This is a genomic window from Niallia sp. FSL R7-0648 (assembly GCF_038007005.1).
Lineage (GTDB): Bacteria > Bacillota > Bacilli > Bacillales > Cytobacillaceae > Niallia > Niallia circulans.
In genome coordinates this window covers 2844577-2861748 of sequence record NZ_JBBOWE010000001.1, presented here as the reverse complement: position 1 = coordinate 2861748, position 17172 = coordinate 2844577, and the positions used below count along the sequence as shown (strand labels likewise).

At 35.6% G+C, this 17172-nt stretch carries 17 protein-coding genes and 1 pseudogene; 16 read left to right on the top strand and 2 right to left on the bottom strand.

Annotation, left to right across the window (positions count from 1 at the left end):
- The first annotated feature begins 69 nt into the window (after positions 1 to 69).
- The 12 genes and pseudogenes from safA to yajC all read left to right on the top strand — a co-directional run bounded on the left by safA (position 70) and on the right by yajC (position 10499).
- On the top strand, positions 70 to 1443 hold the full coding sequence (safA, locus tag NSQ89_RS14085) for a SafA/ExsA family spore coat assembly protein (RefSeq protein WP_341132792.1): 1374 nt from the start codon (positions 70 to 72) through the stop codon (positions 1441 to 1443).
- Positions 1355 to 1993, top strand: a complete 639-nt coding sequence (locus tag NSQ89_RS14080; RefSeq protein ID WP_341132791.1) for a hypothetical protein — start codon at positions 1355 to 1357, stop codon at positions 1991 to 1993. Before safA ends, NSQ89_RS14080 begins: the two co-directional genes overlap by 89 nt.
- The gene (locus NSQ89_RS14075) at positions 1983 to 2963 is read left to right on the top strand and encodes a phosphotransferase (protein WP_061800806.1); all 981 of its coding nucleotides are present in this window, start codon (positions 1983 to 1985) and stop codon (positions 2961 to 2963) included. The genes NSQ89_RS14080 and NSQ89_RS14075 overlap by 11 nt, the downstream gene beginning before the upstream one ends.
- Positions 2964 to 3073: 110 nt before the next feature.
- A complete protein-coding gene (locus tag NSQ89_RS14070; RefSeq protein WP_047944292.1) occupies positions 3074 to 3748 on the top strand; it encodes a YhcN/YlaJ family sporulation lipoprotein in 675 nt (224 codons plus the stop codon).
- Between the two features lie 253 nt (positions 3749 to 4001).
- Positions 4002 to 4949 (top strand): annotated as a pseudogene (locus NSQ89_RS14065) (NAD-dependent epimerase/dehydratase family protein).
- Positions 4950 to 5159: 210 nt separating this feature from the next.
- A complete protein-coding gene (locus tag NSQ89_RS14060) occupies positions 5160 to 5690 on the top strand; it encodes an intercompartmental signaling factor BofC (protein WP_061800804.1) in 531 nt (176 codons plus the stop codon).
- Between the two features lie 198 nt (positions 5691 to 5888).
- Positions 5889 to 6500 (top strand): Holliday junction branch migration protein RuvA, encoded by a 612-nt coding sequence (gene ruvA, locus NSQ89_RS14055; RefSeq protein WP_341132790.1) that lies wholly within the window; start codon positions 5889 to 5891, stop codon positions 6498 to 6500.
- 40 nt (positions 6501 to 6540) lie between these two features.
- Positions 6541 to 7536 (top strand): Holliday junction branch migration DNA helicase RuvB, encoded by a 996-nt coding sequence (ruvB, locus tag NSQ89_RS14050; protein ID WP_047944296.1) that lies wholly within the window; start codon positions 6541 to 6543, stop codon positions 7534 to 7536.
- A gap of 51 nt (positions 7537 to 7587) precedes the next feature.
- Positions 7588 to 7794, top strand: a complete 207-nt coding sequence (locus NSQ89_RS14045; RefSeq protein ID WP_047944297.1) for a DUF2905 domain-containing protein — start codon at positions 7588 to 7590, stop codon at positions 7792 to 7794.
- Positions 7795 to 7828: 34 nt separating this feature from the next.
- A complete protein-coding gene (gene queA / locus NSQ89_RS14040; RefSeq protein ID WP_061800803.1) occupies positions 7829 to 8857 on the top strand; it encodes a tRNA preQ1(34) S-adenosylmethionine ribosyltransferase-isomerase QueA in 1029 nt (342 codons plus the stop codon).
- 170 nt (positions 8858 to 9027) lie between these two features.
- Positions 9028 to 10167, top strand: coding sequence for a tRNA guanosine(34) transglycosylase Tgt (gene tgt / locus NSQ89_RS14035; protein ID WP_341132789.1), 1140 nt, complete (start codon positions 9028 to 9030; stop codon positions 10165 to 10167).
- Positions 10168 to 10196: 29 nt separating this feature from the next.
- Positions 10197 to 10499 carry a preprotein translocase subunit YajC gene (yajC, locus tag NSQ89_RS14030; RefSeq protein ID WP_047944300.1) on the top strand — a complete coding sequence of 101 codons (303 nt, stop codon included), beginning with the start codon at positions 10197 to 10199 and terminating at the stop codon, positions 10497 to 10499.
- A 68-nt stretch (positions 10500 to 10567) separates the two neighbouring features.
- Here yajC and NSQ89_RS14025 read toward each other — a convergent pair whose 3' ends face one another.
- Positions 10568 to 10945: a TIGR04086 family membrane protein gene (locus NSQ89_RS14025; protein ID WP_341133164.1), complete on the bottom strand. Its 378-nt coding sequence runs from the start codon at positions 10943 to 10945 to the stop codon at positions 10568 to 10570.
- Positions 10946 to 11143: 198 nt separating this feature from the next.
- Here NSQ89_RS14025 and NSQ89_RS14020 point away from each other — a divergent pair, with 198 nt between their 5' ends.
- Entirely contained in the window at positions 11144 to 11785 is a 642-nt protein-coding gene (locus tag NSQ89_RS14020) for a DUF421 domain-containing protein (protein ID WP_047944302.1), read from the top strand.
- 84 nt (positions 11786 to 11869) lie between these two features.
- On the opposite strand, the gene spoVB is transcribed toward NSQ89_RS14020, so the two are convergent.
- A complete protein-coding gene (gene spoVB / locus NSQ89_RS14015; RefSeq protein ID WP_047944303.1) occupies positions 11870 to 13414 on the bottom strand; it encodes a stage V sporulation protein B in 1545 nt (514 codons plus the stop codon).
- A gap of 259 nt (positions 13415 to 13673) precedes the next feature.
- Here spoVB and NSQ89_RS14010 point away from each other — a divergent pair, with 259 nt between their 5' ends.
- The 3 genes from NSQ89_RS14010 (at position 13674) to NSQ89_RS14000 (ending at position 17023) form a co-directional block, all read left to right on the top strand.
- Positions 13674 to 13979, top strand: a complete 306-nt coding sequence (locus tag NSQ89_RS14010; RefSeq protein ID WP_047944304.1) for a post-transcriptional regulator — start codon at positions 13674 to 13676, stop codon at positions 13977 to 13979.
- A gap of 361 nt (positions 13980 to 14340) precedes the next feature.
- Positions 14341 to 16593 carry a protein translocase subunit SecDF gene (secDF, locus tag NSQ89_RS14005; RefSeq protein ID WP_047944305.1) on the top strand — a complete coding sequence of 751 codons (2253 nt, stop codon included), beginning with the start codon at positions 14341 to 14343 and terminating at the stop codon, positions 16591 to 16593.
- A 130-nt stretch (positions 16594 to 16723) separates the two neighbouring features.
- On the top strand, positions 16724 to 17023 hold the full coding sequence (locus NSQ89_RS14000; protein WP_047944306.1) for a LapA family protein: 300 nt from the start codon (positions 16724 to 16726) through the stop codon (positions 17021 to 17023).
- Positions 17024 to 17172 lie beyond the last annotated feature (149 nt).

Sequence of the window (17172 nt, the reverse complement as noted above, 5' to 3'; positions counted from 1 at the left end):
AATAGAATGATAACCATTTTGCCGTGTGAACATAGACTATATGGACATATGCATAGGAGGGAATCTATAGTGAAGATCCATATTGTTCAGAAAGGGGATACTCTTTGGGAAATTGCCAAAAAATATGGGGTGAATTTCGAAGAGTTAAAGTCGTTAAATTCCCAATTGACTAATACAGATATGATTATGCCTGGCATGAAAATTAAAGTTCCTACTTTAGGAGGAAGTATAAAGAAAGAAGCTCCTCAAATGGGAACAAAAAAAGAAATGCCGATTACAATGGAACCAATTGTGAAAGAAGCACCGAAAAAAGAAATGCCAGTAAAAGAAACACCAAAAAAAGAAATACCTAAAAAAGAAGTACCAAAGGAGAAACCTTTTACACCAAAAATGCCTACTCCAATCATTCCGGAAATTGATGTTACGAATTATTATTCCATGAATATGACTAATGTTGATGTAGATATTGATGTCGAAATGAAAGAAAAACCAGCACCAGTAAAACCAGCACCAGTGAAACCGGCACCAGTAAAACCAGCACCGACAAAACCTGTACCACCAAAACTTGCACCAGTTTTGCCAAATCAAGAACCAATTCAAAAAGATGTATGTCCACCAATTGTCCCTTATCAGCCTTATTGTTATGAAGTATCGCCAATGATGCCAGGAAGCGGTTTTCCTCCAGGGGTTTGCCCGCCAGAAGGAGTTCCGGTTGAACAAATAGCATCCCAAGTTTATCCAACATTTCCTGGAGTAGAATATACAGAAAAACACCATTGGGAAGAGTCTTCTTCGTCCTATTCTGCTTTTATCAATCAGACACCTTCCCATGTTAATCATGCACCACAGCAAAATAATCAAAAACCATGGGTTCAGTATAGTCAGCTGCCTAAGGAGAATCTTCATCATAAAATAGAAGAACCTTTTTCCCATGTAGCAGGTGCAGCGCATAAAGCAAATGCCCCTACCCACACAGCAGTTCATCCGACCATTACACTTCCTGTTAAAGAGGATTGTGGTTGTGGTGGTCCATCATTCCCTCCAGCAAGCAATTTTCAAGTAGAGGGAATGATGCAAGGAGCCGTTTCTGGAAAAGGAGGAATGCCGCAAGGATTTAGTCCGGAAATGGGAGGCCATCCAATGGGCGGAGGATTTAATCCAGGAATGGGAGGAATGCCGCAAGGACTCGGTCCGGAAATGGGAGGCCATCCAATGGGCGGAGGATTTAATCCAGGAATGGGAGGAATGCCGCAAGGATTTGGTATCCGGAAATGGGAGGCTATCCAATGGGCGGAGGATTTAATCCAGGAATGGGAGGAATGCCGCAAGGAGACCAGAAATGGGAGGCCATCCAATGGGCGGAGGATTCGATCCAGGAATGGGAGGAATGCCGCAAGGATTTGGACCAGAAATGGGAGGCCATCCAATGGGCGGAGGATTTAATCCAGGAATGGGAGGAATGCCGCAAGGATTTGGACCAGAAATGGGAGGCCATCCAATGGGCGGAGGATTTAATCCAGGAATGGGAGGAATGCCGCAAGGATTTGGTCCGGAAATGGGAGGCTATCCAATGACGGGGGGATTCTATCCAGGAATGGATATGAGAGGAATACCGCAAGGATTTAGCCCGGAATTAGGAGGTCATCCAATGGCGGGGATGTTCAATCCAGGAATGGAAATGGGAAGCTATCCGACCGGATATAATCAATCTTCAATAAATCAATCTCCTTATCCTCAAGATGCTGTTGGAAATACGCCAAACTCCTATTCAACGGAAAATAATGGTCCAGTTCAAGAGGCGCCATCTTATGAAGGGGCGATTACTTCAGAAGTGGCATCACCTGCTTATGGACCGGGAGGGAATGCTCCAGTATTCACACCTCCTTATAATCCTACTATTGGGCAGCCGCCATTTATGAATCCATATGGCATGAATCAAGGTACTCCATTTGGAATGCCAAGATACCAAGAGGATGAAAGCAGTGATCTATGATTTTTTTCATAGAGGGGACGATACTTTTTATTATCGTCTCCTTTCTTTATTAGAAAAAAAAATACCGTTCCAAATCATCGAATTAAGCAGGATTAGAAATGATGTATATCTAATAAAAACGAAGCAATATTGGATAATTTTAAAAGGTTTTACTAGTTATCAAAAACTCAAAGTTCAAGTTGCTTTTACAAGAGCGCTTAAACAAGAAGGTTTTACACAGACATATCAATTTTATGAGTTCGATGAGGAGCCAATTGTTATCGATAATAAAGTGTATGGGCTGATTGAATATCTTCCCCCACATAAAGATTCTTTTTCATATCATAGTAAGCGGAATAGACGGGAAGCACTTCAATTATTGGAACATTATTATTCAGTTACAGAGCGACTGGTAGAAATATATAAGTATATCTTGCCAACTTTTCATTTAATGAAAAAATTTGAACACAGACTAGAAGAATATCGAATGAATATACCAATTATTGAGCAATATGTAAAAAAAGACATAGTAAAGGAAATAATGGAATGGGCTGATTATTCATTTGGTTCAATAAAAAACAAAATAGACTATTTGGATACAAACCCAAACGTAATCCTGCATGGGGATGTTGCTCATCATAATTTCTTACGTGTTAGGAATAATGAATTATACTTAATTGATTTTGATTTAATTAGTATTGGTCCACGAATTGCAGACTATTTACAATTTGCTAATCGCATTCTTCCTGATATAGGATGGTCTATACAAGATTTACAAAGTATGCAAGGCTACGCCGATCTTTTTAAAGATAAATGGTTTTTAATGGCTTTAATATATCCGACAGATATTCTGAGGGAATGGAATAGAATAATCAGAAATAAAGATGTAGATAATGCCTACTTGTTAGAACAAGTACAATTATTAACAACCAATCAGTTTCACAAAAGGAAGAAATTTTATCAAAAACTGCAACAACTTGTAGGAACATAAGACATAAAAAAAGACTGGCTAGACTTTACAGTATGTTTCTTTCCGAACAGTAGAAGATAAAAGAGAGCAAGGAAATTGCTCAAGTTTTACATGAAGGGGAGAATTCTACTATGCGTAAAGTTAAACTAGTTGCTCCAGTTCTGTTGACATTGTCTTTTGGATTAACAGGTTGTGGTGTAAATGAGGATCAAACTGCTGATCGAAATCGCCTTAATAATACTAGGCCAATTGGATATTATTCAAATGAACAGCATGAAGGAAACAATGGCGTTGGGAATGCCGATAATGATGGACCAATTACAGAAATGATGGACCATACTTTTGGGGATGAAGGAAATACAAATGGATCCAATGTTCGGAATGTAAACAATAGAAACAGAACAAACGTAAGAAATGTAAATAATCACAACAATCGTGATAACGTAAATATAAATGATCAGAATGAAAGAGTATCTTATGACACAGAATTAGCTGAAAAAATATCCGATCGAGTTACTAAAATGGATAATGTAAAAAATGCACGTACGCTTGTTTATGGAGAGAACGTTTTAGTTGCATTGGAAGTGGAAAATACAAAGAATGTGGCCAAAACAAAAGCGCAGGTAAAAGACAAACTAAATGATTCACTAAACGGAAGAGACATTTCAATCATCACAGATAGAGGAATATTTAACAGTATAGAAGATATAAATCGTTCGATTCGAAATGGTCAGCCGCGGCAAACGATTAACCATAATATTGAAAATATTTTTCAGGATTTAAATCCAGCTAGGGACAATAGATAATAAAAAAACTAACTTTGAGTGGTATAACCACTTGGGGTTAGTTTTTAGCCCATTCGTTCTTTATTAGAAACGTTTTAAAAGTGATAGACGATATTCCCCCAAATATACAAGAAGAAAAGCATGATTATAATAGAAAAAGGATCGTTCTATATAATGAATTAGTTATTGAAATTACAAGAGAAAAGAGATATACTTTATAATGAAAAATACATTCGTTATAAAGAACTTATAAAATGTTAGTTAAAAGCCGAAAATGGCGGAGGGATATATAGTGAGAGTGCTAATCGTAGGTGGACAAGAGAATAAAATTAGACATGCTCTAATGCAAGAACTTTCAAACAAGCAAGTTTGTTACATAGTAGCTGATCGGAAAAAAGAAAATAGCATCCTGTCCTCTCTAGTTCATCATCAAGTAAACACTTTCTTGAACAAGATGGAATTAGCAGATTTAATGGAAAAGTATCAAATCGATTGTGTAATTGACTTATCAAATGAGCCAATTATGTCTAACAAAATGAAAGATTCCTTTGAACATTCAGAGAAGAATATTGCTCGTACGCTTGAAGTACTGGAGGCATGTGTGGAAGCTAAAGTAGGAAAAATTATTTTTCCGTCTACCATAGCAGTTTATGGGGACTTGGAAGATGTGATCACAGAGGATATGGTTTTACAACCAGTGCTATTTGAAGGATTATCGAAAAAGATAGTGGAGAAATATATACAACATTATCATACATTATATGGTCTTTCTTATACGATTTTACGATTTCCTATTTTATATGGAGAATATTCCTTCTAGAAGCAGAACGAAAGTATAGTGGAAACAACAATCAAAAATGTGTTGGAAAATCGTCCGTCTATTTGTTTTAAAGACGGAGAAGATAAGAAACATTTTTTACATATTAGTGATGCTGTTAAAGCCTTTATTTCTAGTTTAAATAAAGGCACGAATGAAATTTTTAATATTTGTCCGATGGAAAAATATTCAATGAAAGAAGTTGTCTCTATTATTCAGTCATTGATAAATGAAGATTCTCTTCCTCGCGTGGGTTTGAAAAAAGGAGAGAAAAGTAGAATTTCAACAAAGAAGGCACAAGTCCATCTTGGATGGCATGCTCAAGTGTCGTTTATAGAGGGGATTAGATTAGCGATGGTTAATATAAAACATGCCCTAAAACAGAAAAACGAACTATTGAAATAGGATTCATTATGATTCCACCTGGAGAGAGTTACTACGATACGCTATGAGAGAACCCTCCAATATAAGATTGCTAAAAATTAGGAATGAAATTATTTTTTATGGTGAGAATAATAGAGAGTAAGGTTGTTTAAAACCAAACTTTAGATTGACAGTACCTTATTTCCTTGGAAATAAAGCTGCTGTTGTGAGTAATGTGAAGAGGTGGTTATAATGAAAACCAGATTCCTTTTATTTTCAACTGTTCTTCTTGTCAGTATTCTTACTGTCTTTTTATCAAACGGACAAGTATATGGAAAGACTGGAAGCGGTGTCTCTCAAAATGAGAATCCTAAAAAATTGCAAGTCGTATTGCAAAGGATTTATTTAGACGGAGAAGTGAGTGAAGAAACAATAGAAGAGACAGTATGGTCGATGGAAGATTTCTGGTCAAAGTATGATAAATGGCAGCTGGTAGATATGACAAGCAGAGAGCTTGTTTTTAAACAAGAAGTTGATGATATATCTCCATTGTTGAAAACAAATGGTTATTTTGGCATTAATGAAGAAGGGATTTTAACCATTTATAATGGAAAACCGGCTGAAGAGAACATTATCCAGTCCTTTTTCCAGCTTGATTTAAAGAAGCTGGAGTCGAAACAACATGAAGATTTACAAAAAGGTATTCCGATTAAATCAAGAGATCGTTATGTAAAAGTACTTGAAACCTTTAAAAACTTAACAACAATTGAAACTACTAATTAAGGAATTATCAGTGAACAGAGGAAACACAGTAAACGTGTCGAATCTGCTCACTTTTTTTTTGCAAGAATATTATGAAAATCATCTATAATAGCAGTTCTACAAAATAGTATGATAAAATAAGGGCTAGGATTTATCCCACACTTAAGGGGCACGGAGCCCTACTTTTGGAAGTTTTCTTTATAAGGGAGAGAATATAATTTGTACGAATATATAAAAGGGAATGTAGAATTTGTTGGACCAGAATACATCGTAGTGGAAAATAATGAGATTGGTTATCAGATTAAAACACCTAATCCATTTTCGTTTTCTGCCTTTTCTGGTAGTAAGATTACTGTATATACATACCATTATGTTAGAGAAGATAATATTAGCTTATACGGTTTTCGTTCGCAAGATGAAAAAGCTTTATTTACCAAGCTCCTTAACGTTTCAGGAATCGGACCTAAGGGAGCATTGGCTATCCTTGCATCTGGAGAACCGAGCCAAGTAATATCCGCTATTGAAGCGGAAGATGAAGCATTCCTTGTGAAGTTCCCTGGTGTTGGCAAGAAAACAGCAAGACAAATGATTTTGGATTTGAAAGGGAAATTAGCAGAGTTTATGCCAGATTTCTCCCCGAATTTATTTACAGTAGAAAGGCATGTAGCGAAAGCAGAAAGTGATTCAGCAATGGATGAAGCGATGCTTGCTTTAACTGCACTTGGATATTCGGAGAAAGAAGTCAAAAAAATTATCCCACATTTAAAGAAGGAACAGTTATCAACAGATGGTTATATCAAATTGGCATTGAAGCTTCTTTTAAAAAGATAAATGTGGATAAACGATTATCTAGAAGAAAGGAGTGAATGTTATGGATGATCGAATTATTTCAAGTGAAGCAGATACACAAGATTTATCATTTGAAAAAAGTCTTCGACCCATTCAATTACAGGAATATATTGGGCAAGATAAAGTAAAAGAAAATTTAAAAGTGTTTATCGAAGCGGCTAAATATAGAGAAGAGGCTCTTGATCACGTATTATTATATGGTCCCCCTGGTTTAGGGAAAACAACACTTGCAACGATTATTGCGAATGAAATGGGAGTTAATATTCGTACAACTGCTGGTCCAGCAATCGAAAGGCCAGGTGATTTAGCAGCAATTTTAACTGCCTTAGAGCCTGGGGATGTGTTATTTATTGATGAAATACATCGTTTGCCGCGAGCTATAGAAGAGGTCTTATATCCTGCCATGGAAGATTACTGTTTAGACATTGTAATAGGCAAAGGTCCCAGTGCTCGATCAGTTCGCCTAGATTTACCTCCATTCACTCTTGTTGGTGCGACTACTAGAGCGGGTTCCGTTTCTGCACCGTTAAGAGATCGTTTTGGGGTTCTGTCTAGATTGGAATATTATGAGGTAGATCAACTCAAAGATATTGTTTCCCGAACAGCAGATGTACTTCAAATTGGAATAGAGGACCTTGCAGCATGGGAAATTGCTAGACGATCAAGAGGTACACCTCGAATTGCGAATCGCCTTTTACGAAGAGTGCGGGATTTTGCACAAGTAAAGGGTGATGGAATGATTACGAAAGAATTGGCAGACCATTCCCTTGAACTTTTGCAAGTGGACCGTTTAGGGTTAGATCATATTGACCATAAATTATTACTAGGAATGATTTATAAATTTAAAGGTGGACCAGTAGGATTAGAAACCATTGCTGCAACAATTGGGGAAGAAGCACATACGATTGAAGATGTCTATGAACCATATTTACTGCAGATTGGTTTCTTGCAGCGCACTCCTAGAGGGAGAAGCGTCACACATCTTGTTTATGAACATTTAAATATAAAATTGGATTGATGGAAACATTTAAATAATAGAAAAGAATAAGCGGTATGAAGGACGAAAATAATGAATGATATTCCTAAGTATATAATGACTATTGGTGTGATTGTATTTCTTATTGGATTAGTAATGCAGTTTGTGCCGATTGGAAAACTTCCTGGTGACATTTTGATTAAAAAAGAGCATTCAACTTTTTATTTTCCAATTACAACTTGTATTGTGATTAGTATCATTTTATCTTTAGTTTTTTATTTTATCGGGAAATTTCGCTAAAAAAGATTGTATAAAAGAGAATAGGTGGACAGATATGAAAGTAGATTTATTTGATTTTTATTTACCAGAAGAATTAATTGCGCAGACGCCTTTAGAGGATCGTACAAGCAGCAGACTCATGATCGTTAATAAAGAAACTGGCGATTTAGAACATCGCAAGTTTAAAGATATATATGAGTATATTAATCCTGGAGATTGTTTAGTATTAAATGATACAAGAGTATTGCCAGCTAGATTACATGGTGAAAAAGAAGATACTGGAGCACATATTGAAGTTTTATTGCTGAAGCAGCAAAAAGATGACAAGTGGGAAACACTTGTCAAGCCAGCCAAAAGAGTCAAAGAAGGTACCGTTATTTCCTTTGGAGATGGAACACTAAAAGCAGTTTGTGTAAAAGAGTTGGAACACGGTGGGCGTATTCTTGATTTTCAATATGAGGGCATTTTTTACGAAATCTTGGATCAGCTTGGCGAGATGCCGCTGCCTCCCTATATTAAAGAAAAACTAGACGACCAAGATCGTTATCAAACTGTTTACGCGAAGGAAAGGGGGTCTGCGGCAGCTCCAACAGCTGGGCTCCATTTTACAACAGAATTGTTAGATGCACTAAAGAAAAAGGGTGTACATATTGCCTTTATTACTCTGCATGTTGGTCTTGGCACCTTCCGACCAGTAAACGTTGAGGATGTAGATAAACATGAAATGCATGCGGAGTTTTATCAGCTTAATAAGGAAACAGCTGCCTTATTAAATAGTGTAAGAGGTCAAGGCGGACGAATAATTTCTGTAGGTACAACCTCAACTAGAACGCTTGAAACAATTGCCTCTGCCAATAATGGTGAATTTGTAGAAAGCAGTGGATGGACAAGTATCTTTATTTACCCTGGATATGAATTTAAAGGAATTGATGGCATGATTACGAATTTCCATTTGCCTAAATCGACGTTAATTATGCTAGTAAGCGCACTGGCAGGAAGAGAGAACATTCTTCATGCGTATGAAACAGCAGTCAAAGAAAGATACCGCTTCTTTAGTTTTGGCGATGCAATGTTTATACAATAAGTAATCGATCATCATGATAGGTTATCAATTGCTTGAGTTTCGCAGTAATATTCTTTAGAATAATATAGTCGATTCTACTGTTTTTTAGTTACTAGATATTTTTTCATTAAAAACGGAAAATTAATCATGAATCTGAGAAAGATTCACTTTATATGAAGGAGAAAATAAATTTGACAGCAATACGTTATGAATTCATAAAAACTTGTAAGCAAACAGGCGCCAGATTGGGGATTGTCCATACACCCCATGGATCTTTTGAAACGCCGGCTTTTATGCCAGTTGGAACGTTAGCAACAGTAAAAACAATGGCACCAGAAGATTTAAAAACGATGGGAGCAAATATCATTTTAAGTAATACCTATCATTTATGGTTAAGACCAGGTCATGACATTGTGAAAGAAGCAGGCGGGCTTCATAAATTCATGAATTGGGATAAAGCGATATTGACGGACTCGGGCGGATTTCAAGTCTTTAGTTTAAGTGATTTCCGCAAAATCGAAGAAGAAGGCGTACATTTTCGCAACCACTTAAATGGGGATAAATTATTCCTTTCCCCAGAAAAAGCAATGGAAATACAAAATGCCCTAGGGTCAGATATTATGATGGCATTTGACGAGTGTCCGCCCTACCCAGCAGAATACGATTATATGAAGAAATCAGTGGAACGAACTTCTCGTTGGGCAGAACGCTGCCTAAAGGCACATAAACGTCCAGAGGATCAAGGTTTATTTGGTATTATTCAAGGTGGAGAATACGAAGAGCTTCGCAAACAAAGTGCAAGAGACTTAGTTTCTTTAGATTTACCTGGCTATGCAGTCGGTGGATTATCAGTTGGGGAACCTAAGGATGTGATGAATCGTGTCCTTGAATTTACAACGCCATTACTGCCAGATAATAAACCGCGTTATTTAATGGGAGTAGGTTCACCAGATTCATTAATCGATGGTGCAATTCGTGGGATTGATATGTTTGACTGTGTGTTACCAACCAGAATAGCAAGAAATGGTACGGTGATGACAAGTGAAGGCCGTCTTGTTGTGAAAAACGCTAAATATGCTAGAGATTTTGGACCATTGGATCCTGAGTGTGATTGCTATACTTGTAAAAATTATAGCCGGGCATATATTCGTCACCTTATTCGATGTGACGAAACATTCGGAATAAGGCTTACATCTTACCATAATCTATATTTTCTGTTAAACTTAATGGAGAATGTCCGAGACGCAATCAGAAACGACCGTTTAGGAGATTTTAAAGAAGAGTTTTTCGAACGTTATGGTTTTAATAAACCAAACGCTAAAAACTTTTAATAGAGAATTTGAAAGGAGGGGAAATATAGATGGGAAATTTAGCTGGTTTACTACCGTTTATTTTAATGTTTGTACTATTCTATTTCTTGCTAATTCGTCCACAGCAAAAGCGTCAAAGAGCTGTGCGTGATATGCAAAGTAGCTTAAAAAAAGGGGACAAGATTGTCACGATTGGCGGCATGCATGCTACAATCGATGCAATTGATGAAGGAACGGTTGTATTAAAATCAAAAGATGGCTCACGCCTGACATTTGATCGTAATGCAATTCGTGAAGTAGTAGAATCCTCTGCTGCAGTAGCTAGTCCAACATTAGAAAAAACAGAACAATAAGTAAAAAAAAGTGCAGTCTTAAAAAATAAGATTGCACTTTTGTATTTTATCGAAGGATTTTTAGTTGTTTATTTTTTGGAAAGATTTACCCCCAAAATACCTCCCATCATACAAATAAGGGTATAACATACATGATAAATGGTTTGTTCTATCGTAAATAGTTGGTCAGAGCCTAGAAAGGAAAATAAAAAAATGATGATGGAATAGATGAACCCCGTGAGTCCCCCAAGAAACCAACCTCTTTCCTTACCTTTCCCGCCGGAAATAAAACCACCTGCAAATAAAGTTATAAAGGATACGGCTGTAATAATATATCGCAGGGATGATTCTTGAATAGATGTAAATCTTAATAATAGGGAAAAGAACAAACTGCTTGCTATTAACATAATGAAAATGGCAATTAGACCGTATAAAACAGAACTGCCAACATGTTTACTCTCTCCGATTGTAAACCTCTCCTTTCCAAAACATTTAAAGTTTTCTATAAAAGTTCTCTAGTACAAGCATATTCGGGAAGGAAGAAAATAGAATTAAAAAATATTTAAAAACACATTTTTCTCTCATCCTTATACTGCTACTTTTCTGTATTATTTTTATCGTATGGAGCAGATTAAAAGAGAACATATTTGATCGGAGGAGATAATGTGGACCAGTATTTGATCATTTTGTTTAGAACGATTTTGATCTACTTCTTAATCGTTCTTATTTTTCGAATGATGGGAAAAAGGGAAATAGGGGAATTAAGCATACTAGATCTTGTTGTATTCATTATGATCGCAGAAATTGCTGTTGTTGCTATAGAAGATTATAAGGATCCCATTTTACCAACGCTATTTCCAATGTTTATCCTACTAGCCATTCAAGTGCTTCTTGCGTTCTTTTCTTTAAAAAGCAAAAAAATGCGTGATTTTATTGAGGGAGAACCAACATTAATTATCAAAAATGGTAAAATTGACGAAAAAGCAATGAGAAGCCAGCGCTATAATTATGATGACTTATTAATTCAGCTTAGAGAAAAAAATATCCGCAATATTGCAGATGTAGAGTTTGCCATATTAGAAACATCAGGTAAACTTTCTGTATTTGAAAAAGAAGAAAATAAGTCATCTATTACTATTCCATTAATTATGGATGGAATTATTCAAGAGAGCAACCTAGAGAGAATAGGAAAAACTAATCTATGGTTAAGACAGCAATTAAAAGATAAAGGATATGTTAATATAAAAAACATCTCCTTTTGCAGTTATCAAGACGGTGAATTTTATATTGATGTGATTGATCATTAAAGAAAGAACAACAGTGAAATCTTTCAGTAAAAAAGCAACCAGTGAGAAGCGGAATTCTCATTGGTTGCTACAGTTGAAAAAGTTTTAAGAAAAAAATGGACCAATCCAAGGGATTTTTGCTAAATCTTTTTTGTTCATTAAACGGAAAAGAAAAAGCAATATGATATAAAAGATACAGATTATACTAGTAATACTGATGATTTGTATCAGAATGGAAGGGAACGTTATTGTTTTGACTAAAAGAGAGCCAAGATAAGCAGTCAGCAAAATAACAAGCAGCATTTTTATATAATCTTTCACAATAATCGAGAAACTAATTGTTTTTAATATTGTAGCAAAATGAAGGATCGTTACTAAAACAAACCCAACAATTAAGGCAATAGCTACTCCGAAAATTCCAAACTCTGGTCGACTTGCAAGAATAAAAATTAATGCTGTTTTAACGGCTGCTCCGATAAAGCTGTTAATCATTGCTGCTCTAGCAAAATTTAAGGCTTGCAAAGTAGCCTGAAGTGGACCTTGGTAATAATTAAGAATAAAGAACGGTGCCATTAGCTGAATAAAGGAAGTGCCTCGCGTGCTTCCGTACATAACGGTCATTAAAGGCTCAGCCAACACATATAGGACTACAATGGCAAGTCCACCTGTCATAAAGGTGAATTTAAGTGCTTGCTGTAATAAATGTTCGATTAGCTTTAGTTGATTATTAGCTTTTGCTTCACTAATAGCAGGCACAAGAGATGTTGATAATGATTGAGTAAAGAAGGATGGCAGCATTAAGAGTGGGAGTGCAAAACCAGTTAATACTCCATATTGTTTTGTTGCATTGATAGCAGTAAGACCAGCTAATGATAAGCTATGTGCTACAACAATGGGTTCAATAAACCAAGCGATGCTGCCAATCATTCGGCTTCCTGTTGTTGGTAAAGCAATTGTCATTAGTTCTTGGAAAGTATTTTTTCCATTATGTACATATTGGAAGAATTTTTTCCGTAAATGAAATTTTTTTTTCCATTTAAATGATGCTAGTAAATAGAATAAAGACGCTAGTTCTCCAAGAACAGAAGCGAGCATTGCCCCTGCAGCAGCATATTCGACTCCAAGAGGCAGAAAGGCTTTTGTTAAAGTCGCAATTAACGCAATCCGAACGATTTGTTCAATCACTTGAGAAATTGCAGCTGGCTTCATATTTTGTCTGCCTTGAAAATACCCTCTCAAAACAGATGAAACAGCGATTATTGGGATAATTGGCGTAATCGCAAGAAGTGGTAAAAGAGTTCTTTCATCTGTAAATAGGGTTTGAGAAAGATAGGGTGCTAAAAGAAATAAAGCTGGAGTAAAGATCACTGTTAGACCTAAAGTTGTACTTAAGGAAACGATTAAGATGCTCTTTACTTTTCGTAAATTCCCTGCTGCTTCGGCTTCGGCTACATTCTTAGAGATTGCTACAGGCAGTCCAAGCTGAGTGATGGTTACAACTAATATCATTGTCGGGTAAACCATCATGTAGAGTCCAACACCATCATCTCCGATAAATCGTGCGATAACAATTCGATTTATAAATCCAAGAACTCTAGTAATAAATCCTGCTATAAGTAAAATCATTGTTCCTTTTAAAAACTTAGACATTCTATTACCTGCCTTCTCAAATAGCGAATAATACTATACAATTATCTATATGCAACAGAGTGGACAAAGCATGACAAGGTTTTTTATAAAAGTAAGTTTGTTGTAAGGAAGAGACGATATTTTATTGTTAGTATGAAAAAGGAATCATATTTTTTTCTAGGTAAAATGGTTTGCTTAGCATTATGGAGGTATAGAAGTAAAAGGAGATAGCTCCCATGTTTAAAAGTAAGATAAAATGACTGTAATGGAGTGAATAGGAATGTCGTCAACATCAACACACATATATGACCAATATCGTTCACAAGTTAAACCTGTATTAAACAGCAAGTTAGAAGAGTTTCATTTACTTGGCTATGAGACTATTAAGGAAGACGAGCTATGGGCATTTTTAACGAATAAAAAATGGAGAAAGCCCGCTCAAGATATCAGAATTTCGGAGCTTGTACAGGATATACTGAATGTTAAGGTAGTAGACTATATGAACTTTGCCACTATCGAGGCATATAAAACGGCAGATCTATTCTCTGTCTTATCAGAAGAAGAAAAAAAAGAATTACTGAAGTAAAGGAGTTTTATTAATCAGAAATTCTTCCATTATTCTTTTTTTATAGTTGATGATGGTTTGGAGATGGTGGTAATAAAAGACAAGTCGTTAACTTTATGTGACAATTAGAATAACTTTACTAGTATATTTTTCTATACAAATTGACAGTCATGATAAACTGTTCCATAATGAGTTTATTCTAAGTTATAGAAGAAATTGTTAGTTTAATTACTGGAAAGAAGTGAGCCGCAGAAATAGAATAACAGCTGATTGCAAGGTTCATATTAAAAGAGGACATCATTTTTGATAAATAACAATGAATATGGCTAGTATTAGTTGAGGAAGTTTCTGCTTTGTATTTCATGAGGAGGATTAATACATAATGGTTAAACGCAGTAGAATTGTTGCTTTTTTGTTAATCATTGTCTTGGCGGCAGGATTAATGGGAGGAACAACAAATAAAATTTTGGACAATATTAAGCTTGGATTAGACCTTCAAGGTGGATTTGAAGTTCTTTATAAAGTAGAACCACTGGAAAAGGGGAAAGCGAAAATTGATGAAGCCGCTTTAAAAAGCACAGCTCAAGCTTTAGATAAAAGGATAAATGTTTTAGGAGTAAGCGAGCCTGTTATTCAAATAGAGGGAAAAGACCGAATAAGAGTGCAGCTTGCTGGTATAACAGATCAAAATGAAGCAAGAGAAATGCTTTCAACTGAAGCTAACCTAACATTCAGAGATATTCAAGATAAGAAATTACTAGATGGCTCTGATTTAGTGCAGGGAGGAGCAAGTCAAGAATTTGACCAGTATGGAAAACCTAGTGTTTCATTAAAACTAAAAGATGCAAATAAGTTTAAAGAAATAACACAATCAGTTTTAGGTAGTCCGTTAGTCATCTGGTTAGACTTTGAAGAAGGGGATTCTTATAATGCGGAAGCAGCGAAAGAAGAACCAAAATTCTTATCTGCACCGATGGTAAGTGAAGTGATTAACTCGGATACTGTATCTATAACTGGTAATTTTACAGTAGATGAGGCGACCAGATTAGCTGAATTATTAAATGCTGGTGCATTGCCGGTTAAATTGACGGAAGAATATTCGACAAGTGTTGGCGCACAGTTTGGAGATCAAGCGTTAAAAGATACAGTATATGCGGGTATCATTGGTGTAGGCCTAGTATTTTTATTTATGCTTCTCTATTACCGTCTGCCTGGATTAGTTGCTATCATTACATTGTCCATCTATGTTTATTTAAATCTGTTGGTTCTTGATTTAATGAAAGGGGTATTAACACTTCCAGGAATTGCGGCACTTATTCTCGGTGTTGGAATGGCCGTAGATGCTAATATCATTACCTATGAAAGAATTAAGGATGAACTGAGGGTAGGAAAGTCGCTGCGAGCTGCTTTTCAAGCAGGTAATAAAAACTCCATCGGAACCATTTTTGATGCAAATTTAACTACCATTATAGCTTCGATTGTTCTATTTATTTATGGGACAAGTTCAGTAAAAGGGTTTGCTACACTCTTAATTGTTAGTATATTAGTAAGTTTTATTACTGCTGTATATGGTTCTAGATTATTACTCGGTTTACTAGTGAAAAGTAAATTGTTTGATAAAAAAATTACGTGGTTTGGAGTCAATCGTAAAGACATTAAACATATTAGCGAAAATTACGATACTTTAACATTGCCAACCAAATTTGATCGTCTTGATTTTGTAAAATATAAAAATGTATTTTTCACAATTTCTAGTGTTTTAATTGTGGCGGGAATTGTGATTATGTTTATATTCAAGCTTAATCTTGGAATTGATTTTGCAAGTGGATCTCGTATAGAAGTTATGGCAGATAAAGCATTAACAACTGCTGAAATTGAAGATCACTTAGATAAGCTGAATGTAAAAGCAGACGATATCGTAATTTCAGGTGACAAGCAAGATACTGCTGCTATTCGTATTAAGGGTGATTTAAGTCGAGCTAAAATTAATACGATAAAGTCAGAGTTTAATAAGACGTATGGGCATGATCCGAACGTCAGCAGTGTATCACCAACTGTTGGGAAAGAACTAGCTAAAAATGCCTTTAAAGCGATAATTTTTGCCTCCATCGGAATCATTATTTATGTGGCAATTCGCTTTGAAGTATATATGGGTCTTGCAGCTGTATTAGCATTACTGCATGATGCTTTCTTTATTGTCGTGATTTTCAGTCTCACACGACTAGAAGTAGATATTACCTTTATCGCTGCCGTGTTGACGATTGTCGGTTACTCGATTAATGATACGATTGTTACCTTTGATCGTATAAGAGAAAATTTAGCGAAGAAGAAGCGAATCAAAACACCACAAGAAATTAAAGATATTATCAACAGAAGTATTAGACAGACATTTGCACGTTCGATAAACACTGTAATAACGGTTGTGATTTGTGTAGTGGCTTTATTAATATTTGGAAGCAGTGCAATCACAAACTTCTCTTTAGCGTTACTAATTGGTTTAATTGGCGGTGCCTATTCTTCTATCTTTATTGCATCCCAGCTTTGGTATGTCTGGAAGAAGAGAGAATTAAAGAGAAAAGGTGTCTTAATTACGTATAAAGAAAAACGTCCAATTTCAGACGAGCCACAAGTATAAGACAAAACAAAAGCCTGTCTCCTAAAGGAGCGGGTTTTTGTATATTTGCTAAAAAAATCCTTGTTTATGATAGTGGAAAGATGGAAAATAGGAAATAATAGAACCAAAAAATACAAAGGGAGGGAAGTAAATGAAATTTCAATGGAATATGCTTTGGGGAATTATTTTTGCTTTAATCGTTGCGGTCTTTGCAGTTATTAATGTCGAACCGGTTTCCGTTAATTACTTATTTGGAGAAGGGGAATGGCCGCTTATTTTAGTTATATTAATTTCTGTTCTTCTTGGTGGATTAATCATTGGCTCTGCTGGAATTATTCGTATTTATTCATTGCAGCGTAAAATTAAAACATTGGAAAAAGAAAAAAAGGCATTAGAACAAAAATCGGATGATAAAAAAGAGAAGGAAAAGGTTCTAACAGATCTAAAATAAAAAGGGATGTCTGCAAGGAGAAATTCGTTGGGAGTGTTTACTTCGATTAATTTCTTCTCAGACATCTTTTTTGTCTATTTAGTTATTTGGAATGATAATTGAACAATTTTTTTAATATTAAAAAGTAATTATAAAAACAACCACATGTT

What these genes read in the sequence shown, in the direction of transcription:
- NSQ89_RS14080 (WP_341132791.1), top strand. Translation starts at nt 1,355, where the DNA reads ATGGGCGGAGGATTCGATCCAGGAATGGGAGGAATGCCGCAAGGATTT.
- NSQ89_RS14070 (WP_047944292.1), top strand. Translation starts at nt 3,074, where the DNA reads ATGCGTAAAGTTAAACTAGTTGCTCCAGTTCTGTTGACATTGTCTTTT.
- NSQ89_RS14060 (WP_061800804.1), top strand. Translation starts at nt 5,160, where the DNA reads ATGAAAACCAGATTCCTTTTATTTTCAACTGTTCTTCTTGTCAGTATT.
- ruvB (WP_047944296.1), top strand. Translation starts at nt 6,541, where the DNA reads ATGGATGATCGAATTATTTCAAGTGAAGCAGATACACAAGATTTATCA.
- NSQ89_RS14045 (WP_047944297.1), top strand. Translation starts at nt 7,588, where the DNA reads ATGAATGATATTCCTAAGTATATAATGACTATTGGTGTGATTGTATTT.
- queA (WP_061800803.1), top strand. Translation starts at nt 7,829, where the DNA reads ATGAAAGTAGATTTATTTGATTTTTATTTACCAGAAGAATTAATTGCG.
- yajC (WP_047944300.1), top strand. Translation starts at nt 10,197, where the DNA reads ATGGGAAATTTAGCTGGTTTACTACCGTTTATTTTAATGTTTGTACTA.
- spoVB (WP_047944303.1), bottom strand. Translation starts at nt 13,414, where the DNA reads ATGTCTAAGTTTTTAAAAGGAACAATGATTTTACTTATAGCAGGATTT.
- NSQ89_RS14010 (WP_047944304.1), top strand. Translation starts at nt 13,674, where the DNA reads ATGTCGTCAACATCAACACACATATATGACCAATATCGTTCACAAGTT.
- secDF (WP_047944305.1), top strand. Translation starts at nt 14,341, where the DNA reads ATGGTTAAACGCAGTAGAATTGTTGCTTTTTTGTTAATCATTGTCTTG.
- NSQ89_RS14000 (WP_047944306.1), top strand. Translation starts at nt 16,724, where the DNA reads ATGAAATTTCAATGGAATATGCTTTGGGGAATTATTTTTGCTTTAATC.